The sequence below is a fragment of the Geodermatophilus nigrescens genome (genome assembly GCF_900129495.1).
Lineage (GTDB): Bacteria > Actinomycetota > Actinomycetes > Mycobacteriales > Geodermatophilaceae > Geodermatophilus > Geodermatophilus nigrescens.
In genome coordinates this window covers 752,712-769,484 of the sequence record NZ_FQVX01000002.1, presented here as the reverse complement: position 1 = coordinate 769,484, position 16,773 = coordinate 752,712, and the positions used below count along the sequence as shown (strand labels likewise).

Here is a 16,773-nt window from a genome sequence, read left to right as displayed (position 1 = left end):
GGCCCGTGTTCCGCCCGGCTCCCGTCGGCCGGGCGCCGGGCGGGAGGCGGACGTCAGGAGCGGATGAACTCGAGCAGGTCGGCGTTGATGGTCTCGGCCTGCGTGGTCGGCATGCCGTGCGGGAAGCCGGCGTAGGTCTTGAGCGTCCCGTTCTGCAGCAGTTCGGCCGACAGCGGCGCGGAGTCCTCGTACGGCACGACCTGGTCGTCGTCGCCGTGCATCACCAGCACGGGGACGGTGATCTTCTTCAGGTCGTCGGTGAAGTCCGTCTGGGAGAAGGCGACGACGCCGTCGTAGTGGGCCTTGGCGCCGCCCATCATCCCCTGCCGCCACCAGTTGGCGATGATCGCCTCGACCGGCTCGACGCCGTCCCGGTTGAAGCCGTAGAACGGCCCCGAGGGCAGGTCGCGGTAGAACGCGGAGCGGTTCGTGGCCACCTGGGTCTGGATGTCGTCGAAGACGCTCTTGGGCAGTCCGCCGGGGTTGGCGTCGGTCCGCACCATGATCGGCGGGACGGCGCTGATCAGCGCGGCCTTCGCGACGCGGTCCTCCCCGTGCCGTGCGAGGTAGTGGGCGACCTCGCCGCCGCCGGTCGAGTGGCCCACGTGCACGGCCTCGCGCAGGTCGAGGTGGGCCGTGAGTGCGGCCAGGTCGTCGGCGTAGTGGTCCATGTCGTGCCCGTCGCTCGTCTGGGTCGAGCGGCCGTGCCCCCGGCGGTCGTGGGCGATGACCCGGTAGCCCTGCGCCAGGAAGAACATCAGCTGCGCGTCCCAGTCGTCGGCCGACAGCGGCCAGCCGTGGCTGAAGACGATCGGCTGACCGGTGCCCCAGTCCTTGTAGAAGATCTCGGTGCCGTCGTCGGTGGTGAGGGTGGGCACGGGGCGCCTCCGTCGGTCTCGGGAAGGGGGAGCGCTGCCGGACGCGGTCCGGAGCGCGCCCCATCCCAGTGGCGCCGGGTGTTCCGCGGGAGTCCGGCGCGGGTCGTCCCGGTGAACTCCGGCGTGTCCTGGCGCCGTGTCACCCGGTGGCGTCCGCCCGTCCGGCCAGGTCCTCCGCGCGGCTCCGGAGCGCCTCGTTCATCGCCCGGAAGCCGGCCTCGGTCTGCCGCAGCGTGCCCGCGACCAGCGGCACCAGGACACCGCGGAACACCTCCCGCTGCAGCAGGTCCGTGCCGCCGTCCGCCCGCGGCGTCAGCGTGAAGGAGTGGGTGCCGTCGAACAGGCCGGGCACGCCCAGCCGGCCGAGCCACGCCAGCTCCCGCTCCTCCTCGACGGCGGTGACGGTGGGGCGGAACGTCATCCCGCGGCCGCCGGGCGGGACGATGCGCACCCGCAGCCGCTGCCCCACCCGCAGTTGCCCGGTCAGCTCGGGGATGAACGGGTTCCAGGCGCCGTACGCGGACGTGTCGGTCAGGACCCGCCAGACGACGGCGGGCGGCGCGGCGACGGTCGTGGCGGCGCTGAGCTCTCGCACGGTGCACTCCAGGGGAGGAGAGGGACGGCGCCGGTCATCGTGGCCGAGACGGCCGTCCGGGTCGATGCAGTCCGGGTCGATGCCGTCCGGGTCGATGCCGTCCGGGTCGATGTCGTCCGGGTCGATGTCGTCCGGGCCCGCGGCTGGGACGGGTCCGGACCGGGTAGCCGGTCCGGGTGTCCGACTTCGAGATCACCGCCCTCGTCCTCGCCGAGCACGAGGTCTTCCGCCGCGAGTTCGCCGCCCTCGACGACCTGTCCGGCCCCGAGCTCGCCGCCGCGTGGGAGGCGCTGCACGCCCGGCTGGAGGTGCACGCCGTCGCCGAGGAGCAGCTGTTCTACCCGCTGCTCGCCCAGGAGGCCGACGGTGAGGAGGAGACGGCGGAGGGCGTGCACGACCACAACGAGATCCGCCACGCCGCGGCCGCCGTCGGGGAGCACGAGGTCGGCAGCGAGCCGTGGTGGGAGGCGGTGCACGCGGCCCGCCAGGTCAACGCCGACCACATGGCCGAGGAGGAGACGGACTTCTTCCCGCCGTTCCGGGAGGCCGTCGACGACGGGCAGCGCGAGGCCCTCGGGATGCGCTGGCTGGCCTTCCACGACGAGCACGAGCGGGCGAGGGGACTGTCCGGCGAGGACGCGGAGGTGGCCGAGGTGGTCGCCACCGACGTGCCGGCGGGCGACCCGTCCGTCTAGCTCCCGTCGCCGGCCGGCGGCTCGGGCCAGCCGGCCAGGGTGCCGATCCAGGCGAGCGCGAGCCAGGCGCCGTCGAGCGTGCCGGTCGCCGTCCCGTCGGTGACCTCGAGCCGCCACGGGGCGTCGGCGTGGCGAGGCCGGCGCGACCCGGTGGCCGGCACCGCGCCGACCACCCGCCAGGACCGGACGGGCAGCTCCCGCGGCGGCCGGCCCGGCGGCACCGCCCACACGCCCTCCCGCGAGGCCGCCACCGGCTCGGCCCGGGCGGAGGAGGGCAGGCGCAGCCGGACGGTGCCGAGGCCGAGGTACGCGGCGGGGTCCGCGGGCACGCCCCAGTCCGGGCGGCGCGCGCCCCCGGCGGCGTCGGCGCCGAGCGTCACCACGGCGGAGACGGCGTGCAGCAGGCCGCCGAGCAGCCGCCCGGCGCGGCTCTCCGGCGGGACGTCCTCGACCCGCCACCGCACCAGGCCCCGCAGCTCCGCCTCGCCCACCGGGCCAGCCTGCCGCAGGAGCGCCTCCGGCACCCGGCGGGCACGGGAGGCCGGCGGCGCGTCACCCGACGACGAGCACGCCGGTGAAGGAGGGGTCGGACCTGCTGGTGAACGGATAGGTGCCCGGCCGCTCCGGCGCGGGGAAGGACGTCAGGCTCCCGGCCGGGATCCCGGCGTCGAAGGACCCGTCGTCGGCGGTGACCGTGACCGCGGCGCCCGTCGGGTTGTGCACGGTCACCACGGAGCCCGCCCGCACGGGACCGGTGACGGTGAAGCCCGTCGGGTCGACGAGGACGGGCACCGAGAGGTCCCCGTGGTCGTGGACGGACGACGGAGCCGGACCGCCCGGCGCGGCGGCCCCGGCTCCCGCGGCGGCCGGCGCCGGGGCGGGTCCGTCGGCCGCGGCCGGTGGCGGCGAGGCCGCCAGCGCCACGGCCAGCGCGACGGTCGCGAGCATCCCGGCGACCTCCGCCGCGGCGAACCGGCGGAACGCGCCGGGCCGGCCCTCGGCCAGCCGGGGCAGCGTGCGGCGGCGGTGGTGCCGGCCGAGGGCGACCAGGACGGCCAGCGCCCCGGCCTTGCCGGCCAGGAGCAGCCCGTAGCCCGACCCCAGGCCGGCGAGCAGGCCGGTCCCGCGGTCCAGCGCCGACCAGCCCGCGAGCAGTCCGGTGGTCCCGACGGCGGCGGCGCACCCCAGGGCCAGCGCGCTGAAGCGGGGAGCGGCGCGGGTCAGGACCGCCGGGTCCCGGCCGTGCAGCAGGACGGCGAGCAGGCCGCCCACCCACACGGCGGCCGCCACCACGTGCACGGTCAGGACCGCCGTCGCCGCCAGGTGGTCCCCGGCCGCGGCGGAGTGACCGGTGAGCACGGCCGGCACGACGACGCCGACGCCCGCGACCGCGAGCAGCACGCGCGCGGCCGGGGACCCCGCGCACCGTCGGGCGCCCACCGCGACCACCAGGGCGGCGACCGCGGAGCCCAGCGCGGCGTCGCCGGCCGGCACCTGGGTCAGGAAGGCGCGCACCGACTCCGCGCCGAGCACCCACGGCGGCACGCCCACCAGCCGCGCGAGCGTCAGCGCTGCCTCGGCGACGACCGCGACGGTCCAGGCCGCGGCCCACCACGACGCCGCGCGGACGGCGCGCCGCGAGGCCCGCGGCAGCACCCGCCCGGGGACCAGCACGGCGGCGAACAGCAGCGCGCCGACGGTCCCGAGCGCGGCGACCCGGACGGCGAGCGTCGCGACAGGCAGCCCCCACTCCACGAGCGCACCGGACCCGGACGCCGTCGTGGCCGCCCCGCCCACGACGAGGGCGAGGACCAGGACGGCGCCCAGCCCGAGGACCGCGGTCGCGGTGAGGCCGGCGACCGGCCGCCGCGTCCGCTCGGCCGGGGCGGCGGCGGGGCGGGGGAGGAGCGCGGTCACCGGCGGCGGCGCAGCTGCACGGCGGCCAGCGCGGCCGCGACGAGGAGGACGGCGGCCGCGCCCCCGGCCAGCCACGGCGTCGAGGAGCCGGACCCGACCGGCCGGGCGGCGGCCGCTCCCTGGACCGGCGTGGCGCCGTCGGCCGTGGCGCCGTCGGCCGTGGCGCCGTCCCCCGTGGCGCCGTCCCCCGTGGTGCCGCCCGGCGCGGCGCCGTCCCCCGTGGTGCCGCCCGGCGCGGCGCCTCCCGTCACGGTGAAGGTGGTGGTGCCGCTGACCGGGTGCCCGTCGGCGGAGGCGATCCGCCAGGTCGCCGCGTAGGTGCCGGCGGGCAGGTCGCCCGGGAGGGGCAGGCTCACCGTCGGGCCGGAGACCGAGGGGACGCCGTCGCCGACCCGGGCGCCGTCGGGTCCGGTGACCACGAGCTCGGCGCCGAGCTCCTGCACGTCGCCGCTGAACCGCAGCTCCACGGCGGCGGGTGCGGCGCCCAGCGACGCCCCGTCGGCCGGTGTCGCCGAGACCAGCGCGTCGTGTGCGGAGGCGGCCGGCATGCCGATGCCGAGCAGGGCCGCCGTCCCGACGAGCACCGCGGCCACTCCCGCGAGCACCCGACGAGCCGGCCCGGTGCGCTCGTCGCTGTCCATGCCCGGTGTTCGCACCGCGACCCCGATCCGGCTTGCCGGAGACCGGGGTGAACCGGATCCGGGCCGGCCTGCGAACACCACCTGCGGACGGTGACCGGCTCCGAGGCGAGCGCGGTGGACCCGTCCCTGCGGAGCCCCTCCCCGGGCTCGTCCCACGGCCCCGCGCACCGCGGGAGTCGCCCCGTCCGGGAGCGCGACGACCAGCCCCGGACAGCCCTCGCCCGCCGGGCGGCGGTGCACCCCGACCGAGGAGAGAACCCATGCGCAAGGCACTCGCACTCCCCACCGTCGCCCTCGCGGCCGCGGCCTTCCCGCTGCTCACCGCGACCGGCGCCTCCGCCCACGAGGGCAGCCACAGCTACCAGGCCGACCTCGGCTCCCTCAACGACTCCGGGGCCACCGGGACCGCGATGGTCACCCTGGACGGCACCACCGCCACGGTGATGATCGAGGCCTCCGGCCTGCTCGAGGGCGCCCCGCACGCCCAGCACTTCCACTTCGGCGCGGCCGGCGCCTGCCCGACGCCGGACGACGACGAGAACGGCGACGGCTGGGTCAGCGTCACCGAGGCGACCGAGGACTACGGCGCCATCGGGACCTCGCTGACCACGACCGGTGACACGAGCCCCGACAGCGGGCTGGCCATCGATCGCTTCCCGACCGACGGCGAGCTCTCCTACGAGCGCACGCTCGAGGTCACCCCCGACGTCGCCGCCTCGTTCGAGGCCGGGACCGCGGTGCTCGTGCTGCACGGCGTCGACAAGGACGGCAGCGGCACCTACGACGGCACGGTCATGAGCGACCTCGACCCGTCGCTGCCGATGGAGGCCACCGCCCCGGCCGCCTGTGGCCCGCTCGCCGCGTCGCAGATGGGCGCCGCGCCGAGCGGTGGCGCCGAGACCGGTGGCGGCGCCACGGCCGGCACCGAGCAGCACGCCGCGCTCGCGGTGGGTGCCGTCGCCCTCGTCGGCGCGGCCGCGGCCGGCACCGTCGCCGCCCGCCGTCGCCAGGCCGCCGACCAGGCCTGACGGCCCGCCGTGCCGCGCGGGGGAGGACCCCCGCGCGGCACGGCCCCGCCCGGCGCCCCGAGACCCGGAGGACCCCGTGACGTCCCGCCGCTCCCCCCGCACCTGGCTCCTCGCCGCCCTCGCCCTGGCGGTCGTGGGCGTCGTCGCCCTCGTGGTCGCGACGACCGGGCAGCAGTCCCCACCGCAGCCCGCCGCCGGCGCCGGTGACGACGGCGCGACGTCGTCGTCGTCCTCCGGGACGGCGCAGCCCGCCCCTCCCGCACCCGCCGAGCCGTCCGCACCGGCCGGTGAGGCCGGCGGGACCGCCGGGGCCGCCCCGGTCGCCGCGCCGGTGTCGGTGTCGGTCGCGGCGATCGGCGTCACCAGCGAGCTCATGGACCTCGGGCTGAACGACGACGGCACCGTCGAGGTGCCGCCGCTCGAGCGGGACGACCGGGCCGGCTGGTACAGCCCCGGCCCGGCCCCCGGCGCCGTCGGCCCGGCCGTCCTGCTGGGCCACGTCGACTCCGCGGAGTACGGGCCGGGGGTCTTCTACGACCTCGGCGCGCTCGAGCCGGGCGACGAGGTGGAGGTCACCCGGGAGGACGGGACCGTCGCCGTGTTCGCCGTCGACCGGGTCGAGCGGCACCCGAAGGACGAGTTCCCCACCATCGAGGTCTACGGCAACACCGACGGCCCCGAGCTGCGGCTGATCACCTGCGGCGGGGCCTTCGACAGCGGCGCCGGCAGCTACGAGGACAACGTCATCGCGTTCGCCTCGCTCGTCGGGACGCGCCCCGCCTGACCGGGCGCGCCGCTCAGGTCACGGGCAGCGCGGCGAGCCGGGCGGCCAGCTCGGCGTTGCGGCGGAGGAACGGCCCCCAGCCCGCGGGCGCGCGCGTCCCCGGCGACGCGCGCGTGCAGGGCTCCTGGTCCCAGTCGCGCACCCGGCCGCCCCGGATGCGCAGCCGGACGAGCACCTCGCCGGTCCAGCCGGTGACGTCGCCGTCGGCCCGGCCCTCCGCCGCGGTGACCCGCTGCGGCGCCACCACCCACCGCAGCGCCTCGATCTCCTCCTGCAGGCGGGCGGCCGCCTCGTAGGCCTGCGCCTGCGCCGCGGCGTCGCGCCGGGCGGACAGCGCCGCCACCGCGGCGGCGACGGCGGCCGGCTCCCGGGCGAGCACCGCGGTCAGCGCGGCCGCGAGCTCGGGCACCGGGGTGTCCCGCCCGCCCCGGGCCCGCGCCAGCTCGCGCGCGGCGGCGCTGCCCGCCGCGCCCGCGTGGGCCAGCGGGTACACGCGGCCGAGCCCCGAGACGGCCGCGCGCACCCGCCGGGCGCCGAGGTAGGGGCCGAACAGGCGCACGTCCGGTCCCGGCCGGGGGTCGGAGACGACGTCGAGGCGCGGCGCGTCCGGCGAGGCGTCCAGCCGGATGCGGACGGGCACCTCCAGGCCGCCGGCGATGCGGTTCCACGGCGGCAGCGAGCGCTCCAGCAGGTTGCGCTCGGCCCACGCGGCCTCGTGCACCGAGTCGCACTCCAGCGCCTCGATCCGGGCCACCCGCCCGACCATCCGCCGCAGGTGCCGCCGGTCGCGCAGGTCGCCCCAGTAGGAGCCGACGCGCGAGCGCAGGTGGGTGGCCCGGCCGACGTAGAGCACGCGCCCGCCGCCGTCGCGGAAGCGGTAGACGCCCGGGGCGGCCGGCAGGGCCGCGACGGCGTCCGGTCGGGCGGGCACGCGCCCATGGTGCGCACGCCACCGCCCCCCGTGACGGCGCCACGCCCCACCCGTCACGGGCGCCCCACGGTCACCAGGGGACGGTGCCGGCGTCCTCGAAGAACCCGCCCGTCGGCCCGCCGTCGGGCAGCGTGGCGAGCCGGATCGGCGTCGCCGCGCCCTGCTGGGGGGTGCGCACGCCGCGGAAGCCGTTGAGGTCGGTGGCGACGTAGCCGGGGCACGCGAGGTTGACGAGGATCCCCGTGCCGGCCAGCTCGCGGACGTACTGCACCGTCACCGCGTTGAGGAACGTCTTCGACGGCGAGTAGGCCACCGCGACCGGCCCGGTGGTGAGCTCGCCGTCGGGCCCGGACTGGCGGGTCAGCGACCCCACGCCGCTGGACACGTTGACGATCCGCGGCGACGGCGAGCGGCGCAGCAGCGGCAGCATCGCGTTGGTCACCCGGATCACCCCGAGCACGTTGGTCTCCACGACGGTCCGGACGACGTCGAGGTCGACGGTGGTCGGCCGCTGGTCCATGCCCCCGGTGATGCCGGCGTTGTTCACCAGCGCGTCCAGCCGGCCGAAGCGGTCGGCGAGCAGCTCGGCCGCGGCGGCGACGCTCGCGTCGTCGGTGACGTCCAGCGGCACGCCGACCGCGTCGACGCCGGCCGCCCGCAGCCGGGCCACCGCCTCCTCCCGGCGGGCGTCGTCGCGCGCCCCCACCCCCACGCGGTGGCCGAGGGCCCCGAGCCCCGCCGCGATCTCGTACCCGATGCCCTTGTTCGCGCCCGTGACCAGCGCGGTCCTCGTCTCTGCCATGCCGTCGAGCCTCGGCGCGGGCGGCGGGGCCGTCCAACACCGTCTCGGTGCCGGCCGATACCGCGGCGGTATGGATCGGCGGGCTCCCGGCGTTGGGCCGGGTCGTGGAGACGCGGGAGCTGCGCTACTTCGTCGCCGTCGCCGAGGAACTGCACTTCGGCCGGGCGGCGCAGCGGCTGGGCATCGCCCAGCCGCCCCTGTCCCGGGCGATCGGCGCGCTCGAGCGGCGCCTGGGCGCGGCGCTCCTGCACCGCACCAGCCGCTCGGTGGCCCTGACCGACGCCGGCGCCGTGCTCCTGCGCGAGGCCCGCGCCGCCCTGGACGCGGTGGTCGCCGCCGAGCACCGCACCCGCCGCGCCGTCGCGGACGCCGGCCGGCCGCAGGTCGTGCTCGCCACCAAGGCCGCCGCCTCCGCCGAGCTGCTGGCCAAGCTGCTGTCGGCCTACGCCGCGGAGCCCGGGTCCGTGCCGGTCGACGTCGTGCTGTGCGGCCCCGGTGAGCAGGGGCGGCTGCTGCGCACCGGGCGGGCCGACGTCGCCCTGCTGCACCGCCCCTTCGACGACACCACGGGCCTCGACGTCGAGGAGCTGGCCACCGAGGGGCAGGTCGCGCTCCTGCCCGCCGGCCATCCCCTCTCCACCCGGCGCGAGCTCCGGCTCGCCGACCTCGCCGACGTCCCCGGCCTGCCGGCGCCGCGCTGGCCCGGCCCCGACGGCGGCTACGCACCGGGGCCCGGCCCGGAGGTGCACAGCCACACCCAGCTCCTGCAGCTGGTCTCGCTCGGCCGCACGCACGTCGTGCTGCCCGACTCCGTCCGCGCCCAGTTGCACGACGACGTCGTCGCCGTGCCGGTCGTGGACGCCGAGGAGGTCACCACGCTCGTCGCCTGGCCGCCGCACAGCCGGTCGCGGGCCGTCGCCGACCTGGTGCGCACCGCGCTGCGGCTCTGAGCCGGCCCCTGGACGGCCCCGGACGCACGGGTGCCCCGGCCCGCGCGCACGCGGACCGGGGCACCCGCAGGGGGAGGAGCGACTACCGCAGGTCGAAGCGGTCGAGCTCCATGACCTTCGTCCACGCGGCGACGAAGTCGCGCACGAACAGCTCCGCCGCGTCGTCGGAGGAGTAGACCTCGACGATGCCGCGCAGGATCGAGTTCGAGCCGAACACCAGGTCGGCCGCGGTGGCGGTGCGCACGACGGCACCCTCGGCGTCGAGCGCCTCGTAGACGTCCTCGGAGTCGGCCGACGTCCGCCACTGCACGCCCAGGTCGAGCAGGGTGCGGAAGAAGTCCTGCGACAGGACGCCGACCCGCTCGGTGAACACGCCGTGCCGCGTGCCGCCGCTGTTCGCGCCGAGCACGCGCAGGCCGCCGACCAGCGTCGTCATCTCCTTGGCCGACAGGTCGAGCATGAAGGCCTTGTCGACGAGCATCGTCTCCGGGGCCAGCTTGCTGCCCGGCTTGACCCAGTTGCGGAACCCGTCGGCGCGCGGCTCGAGCCACTTCATGCCGTCGGTGTCGGTGGTCTCCTGGGTCGCGTCGGTGCGGCCCGGCGAGAACGGCACGGTCACCGGCACGCCGGCGTCCGCCGCGGCCTTCTCCACGGCCGCGGACCCGCCGAGGACGACGAGGTCGGCGAAGGAGACCCGCTTGCCGGTCTCGCGCTCGAACTCCTCCTTGACCCGCTCGATCACCGGGATGACGTCGGCGACGCCGTCGTTCACGGCCCAGCCGACCTGCGGCTCCAGCCGCAGCCGGCCGCCGTTGGCGCCGCCGCGCTTGTCGGTCTTGCGGTACGACGACGCCGCCGCCCACGCGGTGTGCACGAGCTGCGGGACCGTCAGGCCCGAGGCCAGCAGGCGGGCCTTGAGGTCGGCGATCTCCGCCTCGCCGACCAGCTCGTGGTCGACGGCGGGCACCGGGTCCTGCCAGAGCAGGTCCTCGGCCGGCACGTCCGGGCCGAGGTAACGGCTCTTGGGGCCCATGTCGCGGTGCAGCAGCTTGAACCAGGCCCGCGCGTACTGGTCGGCGAAGTACTCCGGGTCGGCGTGGAAGCGCTCGGAGATCGCGCGGAACTCCGGGTCCTTGATCAGCGCCATGTCGGCCGTCGTCATCATCGGCGGGTTCTTCTTGCCCGCGATGTGCGCGTCGGGCACGAGCTCCTGCGCCTCGGGGTTGCTCGGCTGCCACTGCTTGGCGCCGGCCGGGCTGCGGGTCAGCTCCCAGTCGTAGCCGAACAGCATGTCGAAGTAGCCGTTGTCCCACTGGGTGGGGTTGGGGGTCCAGGCGCCCTCGAGACCGCTGGTGATCGTGTCGGCGCCCTTGCCGGTGCCGTTCTGGTTGATCCAGCCCAGGCCGTTGCCGTGCACCGGGCAGCCCTCGGGCTCCGGGCCGACCAGCGAGGGGTCACCGCCGCCGTGCGTCTTGCCGAAGGTGTGGCCGCCGGCGATGAGCGCGACGGTCTCCTCGCTGTTCATGCCCATCCGGCTGAAGGTGACGCGGATGTCGTGCGCCGAGGCGACCGGGTCCGCGCTGCCCTTCGGGCCCTCCGGGTTGACGTAGATCAGGCCCATGGTGACCGCGGCGAGGTTGCCCGCCTCGAGGTCGAGCGGGTCGTCACCGGCGTAGCGCTCGTCGCCGAGCCAGGTGTCCTCCGGGCCCCAGAAGACCTCGTCGGGCTGCCACTTGTCCTCGCGGCCGAAGGCGAAGCCGAAGGTGGGCAGGCCCATGTCGTCGTGGGCCACGTTGCCGGCGAGCACCAGCAGGTCGGCCCAGGACAGGCGGCGTCCGTACTTCTGCTTGACCGGCAGCAGCAGGCGGCGGGCCTTGTCGAGGTTGGCGTTGTCCGGCCAGCTGTTGAGCGGGGCGAAGCGCTGCCCGCCCTCGCCGCCGCCACCGCGGCCGTCGGCCATGCGGTACGTGCCGGCGGCGTGCCACGACATGCGGATGAACAGCGGGCCGTAGTGACCCCAGTCGGCCGGCCACCAGTCCTGCGAGGTGCGCATGACCTCGACGAGGTCGCGCTTGACCGCCTCGACGTCGAGCTTCGCGAACTCGGCCTTGTAGTCCAGGCCGGCGAGCGGGTCGGAGTCCGGCGAGGTCTTGGTCAGCACCGTGAGGTCGACCTGGTTGGGCCACCAGTCGCGGTTGCTGCGGGGGCGGTGGCCGGTCTCGTTGACCGGCGAGGGGATGACCGGGTTCTGGCTCTCGCTGGCCGGGCTCTCGGTCTCGTACGTGCCGACCGGGCTGGTCGTGGTGTCGTACGGCTTGGGCTCGTTGACGCCCGCGGTGTCCTCGGGACTGGTGCTCACGGCGTACCTCTCTGTGCTCGGGTTTCGGGCAGGTCGGCCGGGGTCGTCGCGCAGGACCGGCAGCGGCCCCAGTAGAAGACCTCGGCGGAGTCGACGAGGAAGCCCCCGCCGACCGGGGGAGTGAGGCAGAGGACGTCGCCGGTGGCGCCGTCCACGTCGGTGATGGCGCCGCAGGACCGGCAGACCAGGTGGTGGTGGTCGTCGCCCACCCGCGCCTCGTAGCGCGCGAGCGAGCCCTGCGGCTGGATGCGCCGCACGAGGCCGCGCTCGGTGAGGACGGCGAGGACGTCGTAGACCGCCTGGTGCGACACCGCGCCGAGCCGGGCGCGGGCGGCGGCGATCAGCGTCTCGGTGTCGACGTGCGGGTGCGCGTGCACGGCGTCGAGCACGGCCAGGCGGGGGCGGGTGACCCGCAGGCCCGCCGAGCGCAGCACGCGTTCGAGCTCCGCGGCGTCCGGCACGGCGCCATCCTCACGGCTTTCCTTGAACGAGTCAAGAACGCCGGTGGGACCGCCGGGCGGCCAGCGCGGTGGTGCCCGCGGCCAGGGCGGCGGCCAGCGCCGCCCCGGTGGCGTTCATCGCGAGGTCGTTCGTGTCGCACGAGCGGCCGAGCGCCGGGAGCGCGGCCTGCACCGCCTCGACGGCGGCCGACGCCCCCACCGCGGCGAGCAGCACCGCCACCGGACGCCGGGTGGCCAGCGCGGCGAAGAAGACCGCCGGGACGAACAGCGCGACGTTGGCCAGCAGCTCGACGCTGCCCGGGGACGGCAGGGAGAGCTGCACCGCGCACGTCTCGAACGCGCGCCGCGGGGTGGGCGTCAGCGTCAGCGCGACCACCGGCAGCAGGCCCAGCAGCGCCAGCGCCCCCGGCGTGCGGCGGTCGTGCGGCCGGCGGCGCAGCAGCAGCCACCCGGTGCCGGTGCAGCCGGCGAGCACCAGGAGCAGCGCCACCGGCACGAGCGCCGCGTGCTCGACCAGGGACGTCGTGACCATCGCGACCGGGGACGGTAGGGCGGCGGGCCCGCTCCGCCCGGGAGCCCGGCCGGGACGCGCCGCGCATGTGGTTGGCTCGACGGCTGCACCGACCGACCCGGCCGCGTTCCCCGCGCGGCGCAGCCGCACCGCCCGAGGAGCCCCCCGATCCCCGCTGACCAGATCCTGGCCGAGGCGACGCGGGTCGCCGACCTGCTGCTCGACGTCCAGACCCGCGTGAACGCCCAGATCGACGCCACGCTCGCCGAGCTGCTGCCCGGCGTGCAGCGGCAGGTCGGCGTCGGGCCGGAGGACGCCGCCGACGTCACCGGCCTGGTCAACGCGCGGATCACCGGCCTGAGCGTCGTCGTCACCCCGGCCGCGGTGGCCGCCGTCGTGCCGCTGACCGCGGCGTCCGCGGCGACGACGGCGGCCGGCCGGCGGGCGATGACCGACGTCGTCACCGGCGCCGACGACCGGCTCGCCGTCATCGCCGGCCCGTGCTCGATCCACGACCCCGCCGCCGCGCTGGAGTACGCCGGCTTCCTCGCCCGCATGCGCGAGCGGCACGGCGCCGACCTCGAGATCGTCATGCGCACCTACACCGAGAAGCCGCGCACCGAGGTCGACTGGAAGGGCTTCGCCTACGACCCGTTCCTCGACGGGTCGAGCCGGATCAGCGTCGGCCTGGTCGCCACCCGCATGCTCATGGGCGCGATCACCGGCCTCGGCGTCCCGGTGGCCGCCGAGCCGCTCAACGCGCTCACCCCGCAGTACGTCAACGGCCTGGTCACCTACAACGGCGTCGGGGCGCGCAACGTCACCGATCAGACCGCGCGCGAGCGGGTGTCGGGGTTCTCCTCCGTCGTCGGGTTCAAGAACTCGCCGGAGGGCAGCGTCGACTCGGCCATCTCCGCGGTGCTCACCGCCCGCGCCCCGCACGAGTTCCTCGGCGTCGACTCCCACGGGGTGTCCGCGCAGCTGTCGACGACGGGCAACGACACCGGCCACGTCATCCTGCGCGGCACCGCCGACGGCCCCAACCACTCCGCCGAGCACGTCGCCGACACCCGGCGCCGCCTGGCCGCGCGCGGGCTGCCCGAGGTGCTCGTCGTCGACGCCTCGCACGGCAACAGCCGCAAGGACCACCGCCGCCAGCCCGCCGTCGTCGCCGACCTCGCCGGCCAGGTCGCCGGCGGGGAGCGGGCGATCCGCGGCGTGATGATCGAGAGCTTCCTGGCCGAGGGCCGCCAGGACCTCGACCAGGCGCACCCCGAGCGGCTCGAGTACGGCGTGAGCGTCACCGACTCCTGCGTCGACCTGTCCACCACCGAGGCGCTGCTCGACGAGCTGGCCGCCGCCGCCCGCGCCCGGCGGGCCGCGACGGCCGGCTGAGCCGGGTCAGCGCGCGAGCAGGTCGCGCAGCGCCCCGACGACGACGTCCGGCGCCTCCTCGGCCATGAAGTGGCCGGCCGCGACGGTGCGGTGGTCGAGGTCGGGCGCCCACGCCCGCCACAGCGCCGCCGCGTCGAAGCCGAGCGCGGCGCCCCAGTCCTGCTGCAGCACGGTCACCGGCATGGTCAGCCGGCGGCCGGCCGCGCGGTCGGCGGCGTCGTGCTCGAGGTCGACGCCGGCGCTGGCCCGGTAGTCGGCCACGATCGAGGGCACCCGCTCCCGCGAGGCGCGCAGGTACTCGGCGCGCACGTCGGCGGGGAACAGGCCCTCCCGGCCCCAGCCGTCGAGGAACGAGCCGAAGAACGCGTCGGCGGTGGCGGTGATCATCGCCTCGGGCAGGCCGGGCGGCTGGGCCATCAGGTAGAGGTGCCAGGCCACCGACGCCCGCACGCCGGAGAGGATGTCCCAGGAGTCGAGGGTCGGCAGCACGTCGAGGGAGCACAGGTGGGTCACGGCGTCGGGGGAGTCCAGGCCCGCGCGCACCGCCACCAGGGCGCCGCGGTCGTGGCCGGCCAGGGCGAACCGCTCGTGGCCCAGCGCGCGGGCGGCGGCCACGACGTCGGCGGCCATCGTGCGCGCGCTGTAGGTGTCGGGGCCGGTGGCCCCGGGGGCGTCGCTGGCGCCGTAGCCGCGCAGGTCGGGGCAGAGGACGGTGTGGTCGGCGGCCAGCGCGGGCGCCACGAGCCGCCACATGAGCGAGGTCTGCGGGAAGCCGTGCAGCAGCACCAGCGCGGGGCCGCTGCCGAGCACGGCGACCGACAGCTCGACGCCGTCGGTGCCGGGGACGCGGGTGCGGGTGGAGCCGGGGATGTCGGGGGTCATGGCGGCCACCCTCGGCGCGGCCGATGAGCGATCGATGAGTGCGACGAGGATCGGCGTGCTCGGGCCCGTCGAGGCCCGGGACGCCGACGGCCGGCCGCTGCCCCTGGGCGGGCCGCGGCACCGCGAGCTGCTGGCCCGCCTGGTGGTCGCCCGCGGCCGCGTCGTCCCGGTGCCGGTGCTCGTCGACGACTTGTGGGACGTCCCGCCCGACGGCGCGGTCGCCGCCGTGCGCACCTTCGTCGCGGCGCTGCGCCGCGCCCTGGAGCCCGACCGCCCGCCGCGCACGCTGGCCCGGATCCTGGTCACCGAGGGCCCCGGCTACGCGCTGCGCGGTGTCGCCGTGGACGCCGAGGACGTCGAGCGCACGCTCGCGGGCCCCGCGGACCTGCCCGCGCTGGAGGCGGTGCTGGCCGCCTGGCGCGGCCCGGCGCTCGCCGACGTCGGCGACCGGCCGTGGGCGGCGCCCGACCGCGCCCGGTGGGCCGAGCTGCACGCCACCGCCGTCGAGCGGTCGGCCGCCGCCCTGCTCGACCTCGACCGCCCGGCCGACGCCGTCGCGCGGCTGGACGCGCACGTCGCCGGCTCGCCGTGGCGGGAGGAGGGCTGGCGGCTGCTCGCGCTGGCCCTCTACCGCGCCGGCCGGGCGCCCGACGCCCTCGCCGTGCTGCGCCGCGCCCGCGCCCGGCTGGCCGGCGAGCTCGGCCTCGACCCGGGGCGCCGGCTCGCCGACCTGGAGGCCCGGGTGCTGCGGCGCGACCCGGCGCTGGACCGGCGGGCCGAGGACACCGTGTGGGCGCGGGCCGCCCGCAGCTGGGAGGGCGCCGTCGCGCCGGGCTCCCGGGCGCGGCTGGAGACGTCGGTGACGCTGCTGCGCGCGCTCGCCGTCAGCGGCGCGGCGGGCCTCACCGCCGCCCGCGAGCAGCGCCTGGCCACGGTCGCCGCGGCCGAGGAGACCGGCGACCCGCTGCTGGTCGCCCGCGTCGTCGGGAGCTTCGACGTCCCCTCGGTGTGGCCGCGCTCCGACGACCCGGAGGGCTCGGCCCGGCTCGTGGCCGCGGCGGAGCGGGCGCTGCGCCGGCTGCCGGAGGACGCCCCCGCCCCGCTGCGCGCCCGGCTGCTCACCACGGTCGCGGTGGAGTCCCGCGGGCTGCCCGGCGACCGCGGGCCGGCCGCCGCCCGCGCCGCCGAGGCGATCGCCCGCGCGACCGGCGACCCCGCGCTGCTCGCCTCCGCGCTCGGGGCGGTCTACCTGCACACCTGCGACCGCGCGGGGCTCGCCGCCGCCCGCGACGCGACCGGCGCGGAGGTGGTGGCGCTCGCGGAGCGGGCGGGCCTCGACGACGCCCTCGTCCTCGGCCACCTCGTGCGGCTGCAGGCCCGCACCGCGCTCGGCGACCTCGACGGCGCCGCCGGGCACGCCGCGGTCCTCGACGCCCTCGCCGTCGCCGGGGAGCGGCCGCTGGCCGCGGTGTTCACCGGCGCGTGGCGGGTGCTGCGGGCCGTGGCCGGCGGCGGCCCGGAGGACGCGCTGCGCGCCGCGCTGGAGCGGGTGGCCGGCTCCGGGATGCCCGGGGTGGCCGCCGGCCTGGTGCCGCTGGCGCTGACCTGCCTGCGGGTCGCCCGCGGCGAGCCGGCGCGCGAGGAGGGCGACGCCGGCCCGTACGCGCCCTGGGTGCGGCCGCACGTGCTGCTCGCGGAGGGCCGCGACGCCGAGGCCGCCGAGGCGGTCGCGGTGCTGCGCGGGCTGCCCGGCCCGCCGCCCGGGCTGCTGCTCGAGGCGCTGTGGGTGCTCGCCGGGCGGGCCGCCGTCGCGACCGGCGACCGGGACCTGGCCGCGCGGGCGGCGGCGGCGCTGCGGCCGGCCGCGGGCGAGCTCGCCGCCGGGAGCGGCCTGCTCACCGCCGGGCCGGTCGGGGAGTCGCTGGCGCTGCTCGGCTGAGCCCG

17 protein-coding genes are annotated in these 16,773 nt (G+C 77.6%); 6 read left to right on the top strand and 11 right to left on the bottom strand.

Annotated features, from left to right (window positions below; translation table 11 throughout):
* Window positions 1-53: 53 nt before the first annotated feature.
* Together BUE37_RS11265 and BUE37_RS11260 are read right to left on the bottom strand one after the other, a co-directional pair.
* Window positions 54-878 (bottom strand): alpha/beta fold hydrolase, encoded by an 825-nt coding sequence (locus tag BUE37_RS11265; RefSeq protein WP_073420239.1) that lies wholly within the window; start codon window positions 876-878, stop codon window positions 54-56.
* A gap of 139 nt (window positions 879-1,017) precedes the next feature.
* Window positions 1,018-1,473 (bottom strand): SRPBCC domain-containing protein, encoded by a 456-nt coding sequence (locus BUE37_RS11260; RefSeq protein WP_073420238.1) that lies wholly within the window; start codon window positions 1,471-1,473, stop codon window positions 1,018-1,020.
* Between the two features lie 176 nt (window positions 1,474-1,649).
* On the opposite strand from BUE37_RS11260, the gene BUE37_RS11255 reads away from it, so the two are divergent.
* The gene (locus tag BUE37_RS11255) at window positions 1,650-2,168 is read left to right on the top strand and encodes a hemerythrin domain-containing protein (protein ID WP_073420237.1); all 519 of its coding nucleotides are present in this window, start codon (window positions 1,650-1,652) and stop codon (window positions 2,166-2,168) included.
* On the opposite strand, the gene BUE37_RS11250 is transcribed toward BUE37_RS11255, so the two are convergent.
* The 3 genes from BUE37_RS11250 to BUE37_RS11240 all read right to left on the bottom strand — a co-directional run bounded on the left by BUE37_RS11250 (window position 2,165) and on the right by BUE37_RS11240 (window position 4,726).
* Window positions 2,165-2,659 carry a hypothetical protein gene (locus BUE37_RS11250; RefSeq protein WP_139252928.1) on the bottom strand — a complete coding sequence of 165 codons (495 nt, stop codon included), beginning with the start codon at window positions 2,657-2,659 and terminating at the stop codon, window positions 2,165-2,167. The two genes, BUE37_RS11255 and BUE37_RS11250, sit on opposite strands and share 4 nt — an antisense overlap.
* 61 nt (window positions 2,660-2,720) lie before the next feature.
* The gene (locus BUE37_RS11245) at window positions 2,721-4,085 is read right to left on the bottom strand and encodes a CopD family protein (protein ID WP_073420235.1); all 1,365 of its coding nucleotides are present in this window, start codon (window positions 4,083-4,085) and stop codon (window positions 2,721-2,723) included.
* Window positions 4,082-4,726 (bottom strand): copper resistance CopC family protein, encoded by a 645-nt coding sequence (locus BUE37_RS11240; protein WP_073420234.1) that lies wholly within the window; start codon window positions 4,724-4,726, stop codon window positions 4,082-4,084. The genes BUE37_RS11245 and BUE37_RS11240 overlap by 4 nt, the downstream gene beginning before the upstream one ends.
* A 260-nt stretch (window positions 4,727-4,986) precedes the next feature.
* Here BUE37_RS11240 and BUE37_RS11235 point away from each other — a divergent pair, with 260 nt between their 5' ends.
* Window positions 4,987-5,754: a hypothetical protein gene (locus BUE37_RS11235; protein ID WP_073420233.1), complete on the top strand. Its 768-nt coding sequence runs from the start codon at window positions 4,987-4,989 to the stop codon at window positions 5,752-5,754.
* A 76-nt stretch (window positions 5,755-5,830) separates the two neighbouring features.
* On the top strand, window positions 5,831-6,538 hold the full coding sequence (locus BUE37_RS11230) for a class F sortase (RefSeq protein ID WP_073420232.1): 708 nt from the start codon (window positions 5,831-5,833) through the stop codon (window positions 6,536-6,538).
* A 13-nt stretch (window positions 6,539-6,551) separates the two neighbouring features.
* Here the strand turns inward: BUE37_RS11230 and BUE37_RS11225 are convergent, their stop codons facing one another.
* Both BUE37_RS11225 and BUE37_RS11220 read right to left on the bottom strand, forming a co-directional pair.
* Window positions 6,552-7,469 carry a nucleotide excision repair endonuclease gene (locus BUE37_RS11225; protein ID WP_073420231.1) on the bottom strand — a complete coding sequence of 306 codons (918 nt, stop codon included), beginning with the start codon at window positions 7,467-7,469 and terminating at the stop codon, window positions 6,552-6,554.
* Between the two features lie 70 nt (window positions 7,470-7,539).
* The gene (locus BUE37_RS11220) at window positions 7,540-8,271 is read right to left on the bottom strand and encodes an SDR family oxidoreductase (protein WP_073420230.1); all 732 of its coding nucleotides are present in this window, start codon (window positions 8,269-8,271) and stop codon (window positions 7,540-7,542) included.
* Between the two features lie 104 nt (window positions 8,272-8,375).
* Between BUE37_RS11220 and BUE37_RS11215 the strand changes: the two genes are divergently transcribed.
* Entirely contained in the window at window positions 8,376-9,221 is an 846-nt protein-coding gene (locus tag BUE37_RS11215) for a LysR family transcriptional regulator (protein ID WP_073420229.1), read from the top strand.
* 82 nt (window positions 9,222-9,303) lie between these two features.
* Here BUE37_RS11215 and katG read toward each other — a convergent pair whose 3' ends face one another.
* From katG to BUE37_RS11200, 3 genes are read right to left on the bottom strand one after another with little or no spacing between them, the layout of a single operon-like run.
* Window positions 9,304-11,580 (bottom strand): catalase/peroxidase HPI, encoded by a 2,277-nt coding sequence (gene katG, locus BUE37_RS11210; RefSeq protein WP_083628565.1) that lies wholly within the window; start codon window positions 11,578-11,580, stop codon window positions 9,304-9,306.
* Window positions 11,577-12,041 carry a Fur family transcriptional regulator gene (locus tag BUE37_RS11205; RefSeq protein WP_073420228.1) on the bottom strand — a complete coding sequence of 155 codons (465 nt, stop codon included), beginning with the start codon at window positions 12,039-12,041 and terminating at the stop codon, window positions 11,577-11,579. The genes katG and BUE37_RS11205 overlap by 4 nt, the downstream gene beginning before the upstream one ends.
* 31 nt (window positions 12,042-12,072) lie before the next feature.
* Window positions 12,073-12,573, bottom strand: coding sequence for a VanZ family protein (locus tag BUE37_RS11200; RefSeq protein ID WP_073420227.1), 501 nt, complete (start codon window positions 12,571-12,573; stop codon window positions 12,073-12,075).
* Between the two features lie 216 nt (window positions 12,574-12,789).
* Here BUE37_RS11200 and BUE37_RS11195 point away from each other — a divergent pair, with 216 nt between their 5' ends.
* On the top strand, window positions 12,790-13,947 hold the full coding sequence (locus tag BUE37_RS11195; protein ID WP_245794521.1) for a 3-deoxy-7-phosphoheptulonate synthase: 1,158 nt from the start codon (window positions 12,790-12,792) through the stop codon (window positions 13,945-13,947).
* A gap of 6 nt (window positions 13,948-13,953) precedes the next feature.
* Here BUE37_RS11195 and BUE37_RS11190 read toward each other — a convergent pair whose 3' ends face one another.
* Window positions 13,954-14,829, bottom strand: a complete 876-nt coding sequence (locus BUE37_RS11190) for an alpha/beta fold hydrolase (RefSeq protein WP_073420762.1) — start codon at window positions 14,827-14,829, stop codon at window positions 13,954-13,956.
* Between the two features lie 34 nt (window positions 14,830-14,863).
* Here BUE37_RS11190 and BUE37_RS11185 point away from each other — a divergent pair, with 34 nt between their 5' ends.
* Window positions 14,864-16,768, top strand: coding sequence for an AfsR/SARP family transcriptional regulator (locus BUE37_RS11185; RefSeq protein WP_073420761.1), 1,905 nt, complete (start codon window positions 14,864-14,866; stop codon window positions 16,766-16,768).
* The last annotated feature ends 5 nt before the right edge of the window (window positions 16,769-16,773 follow it).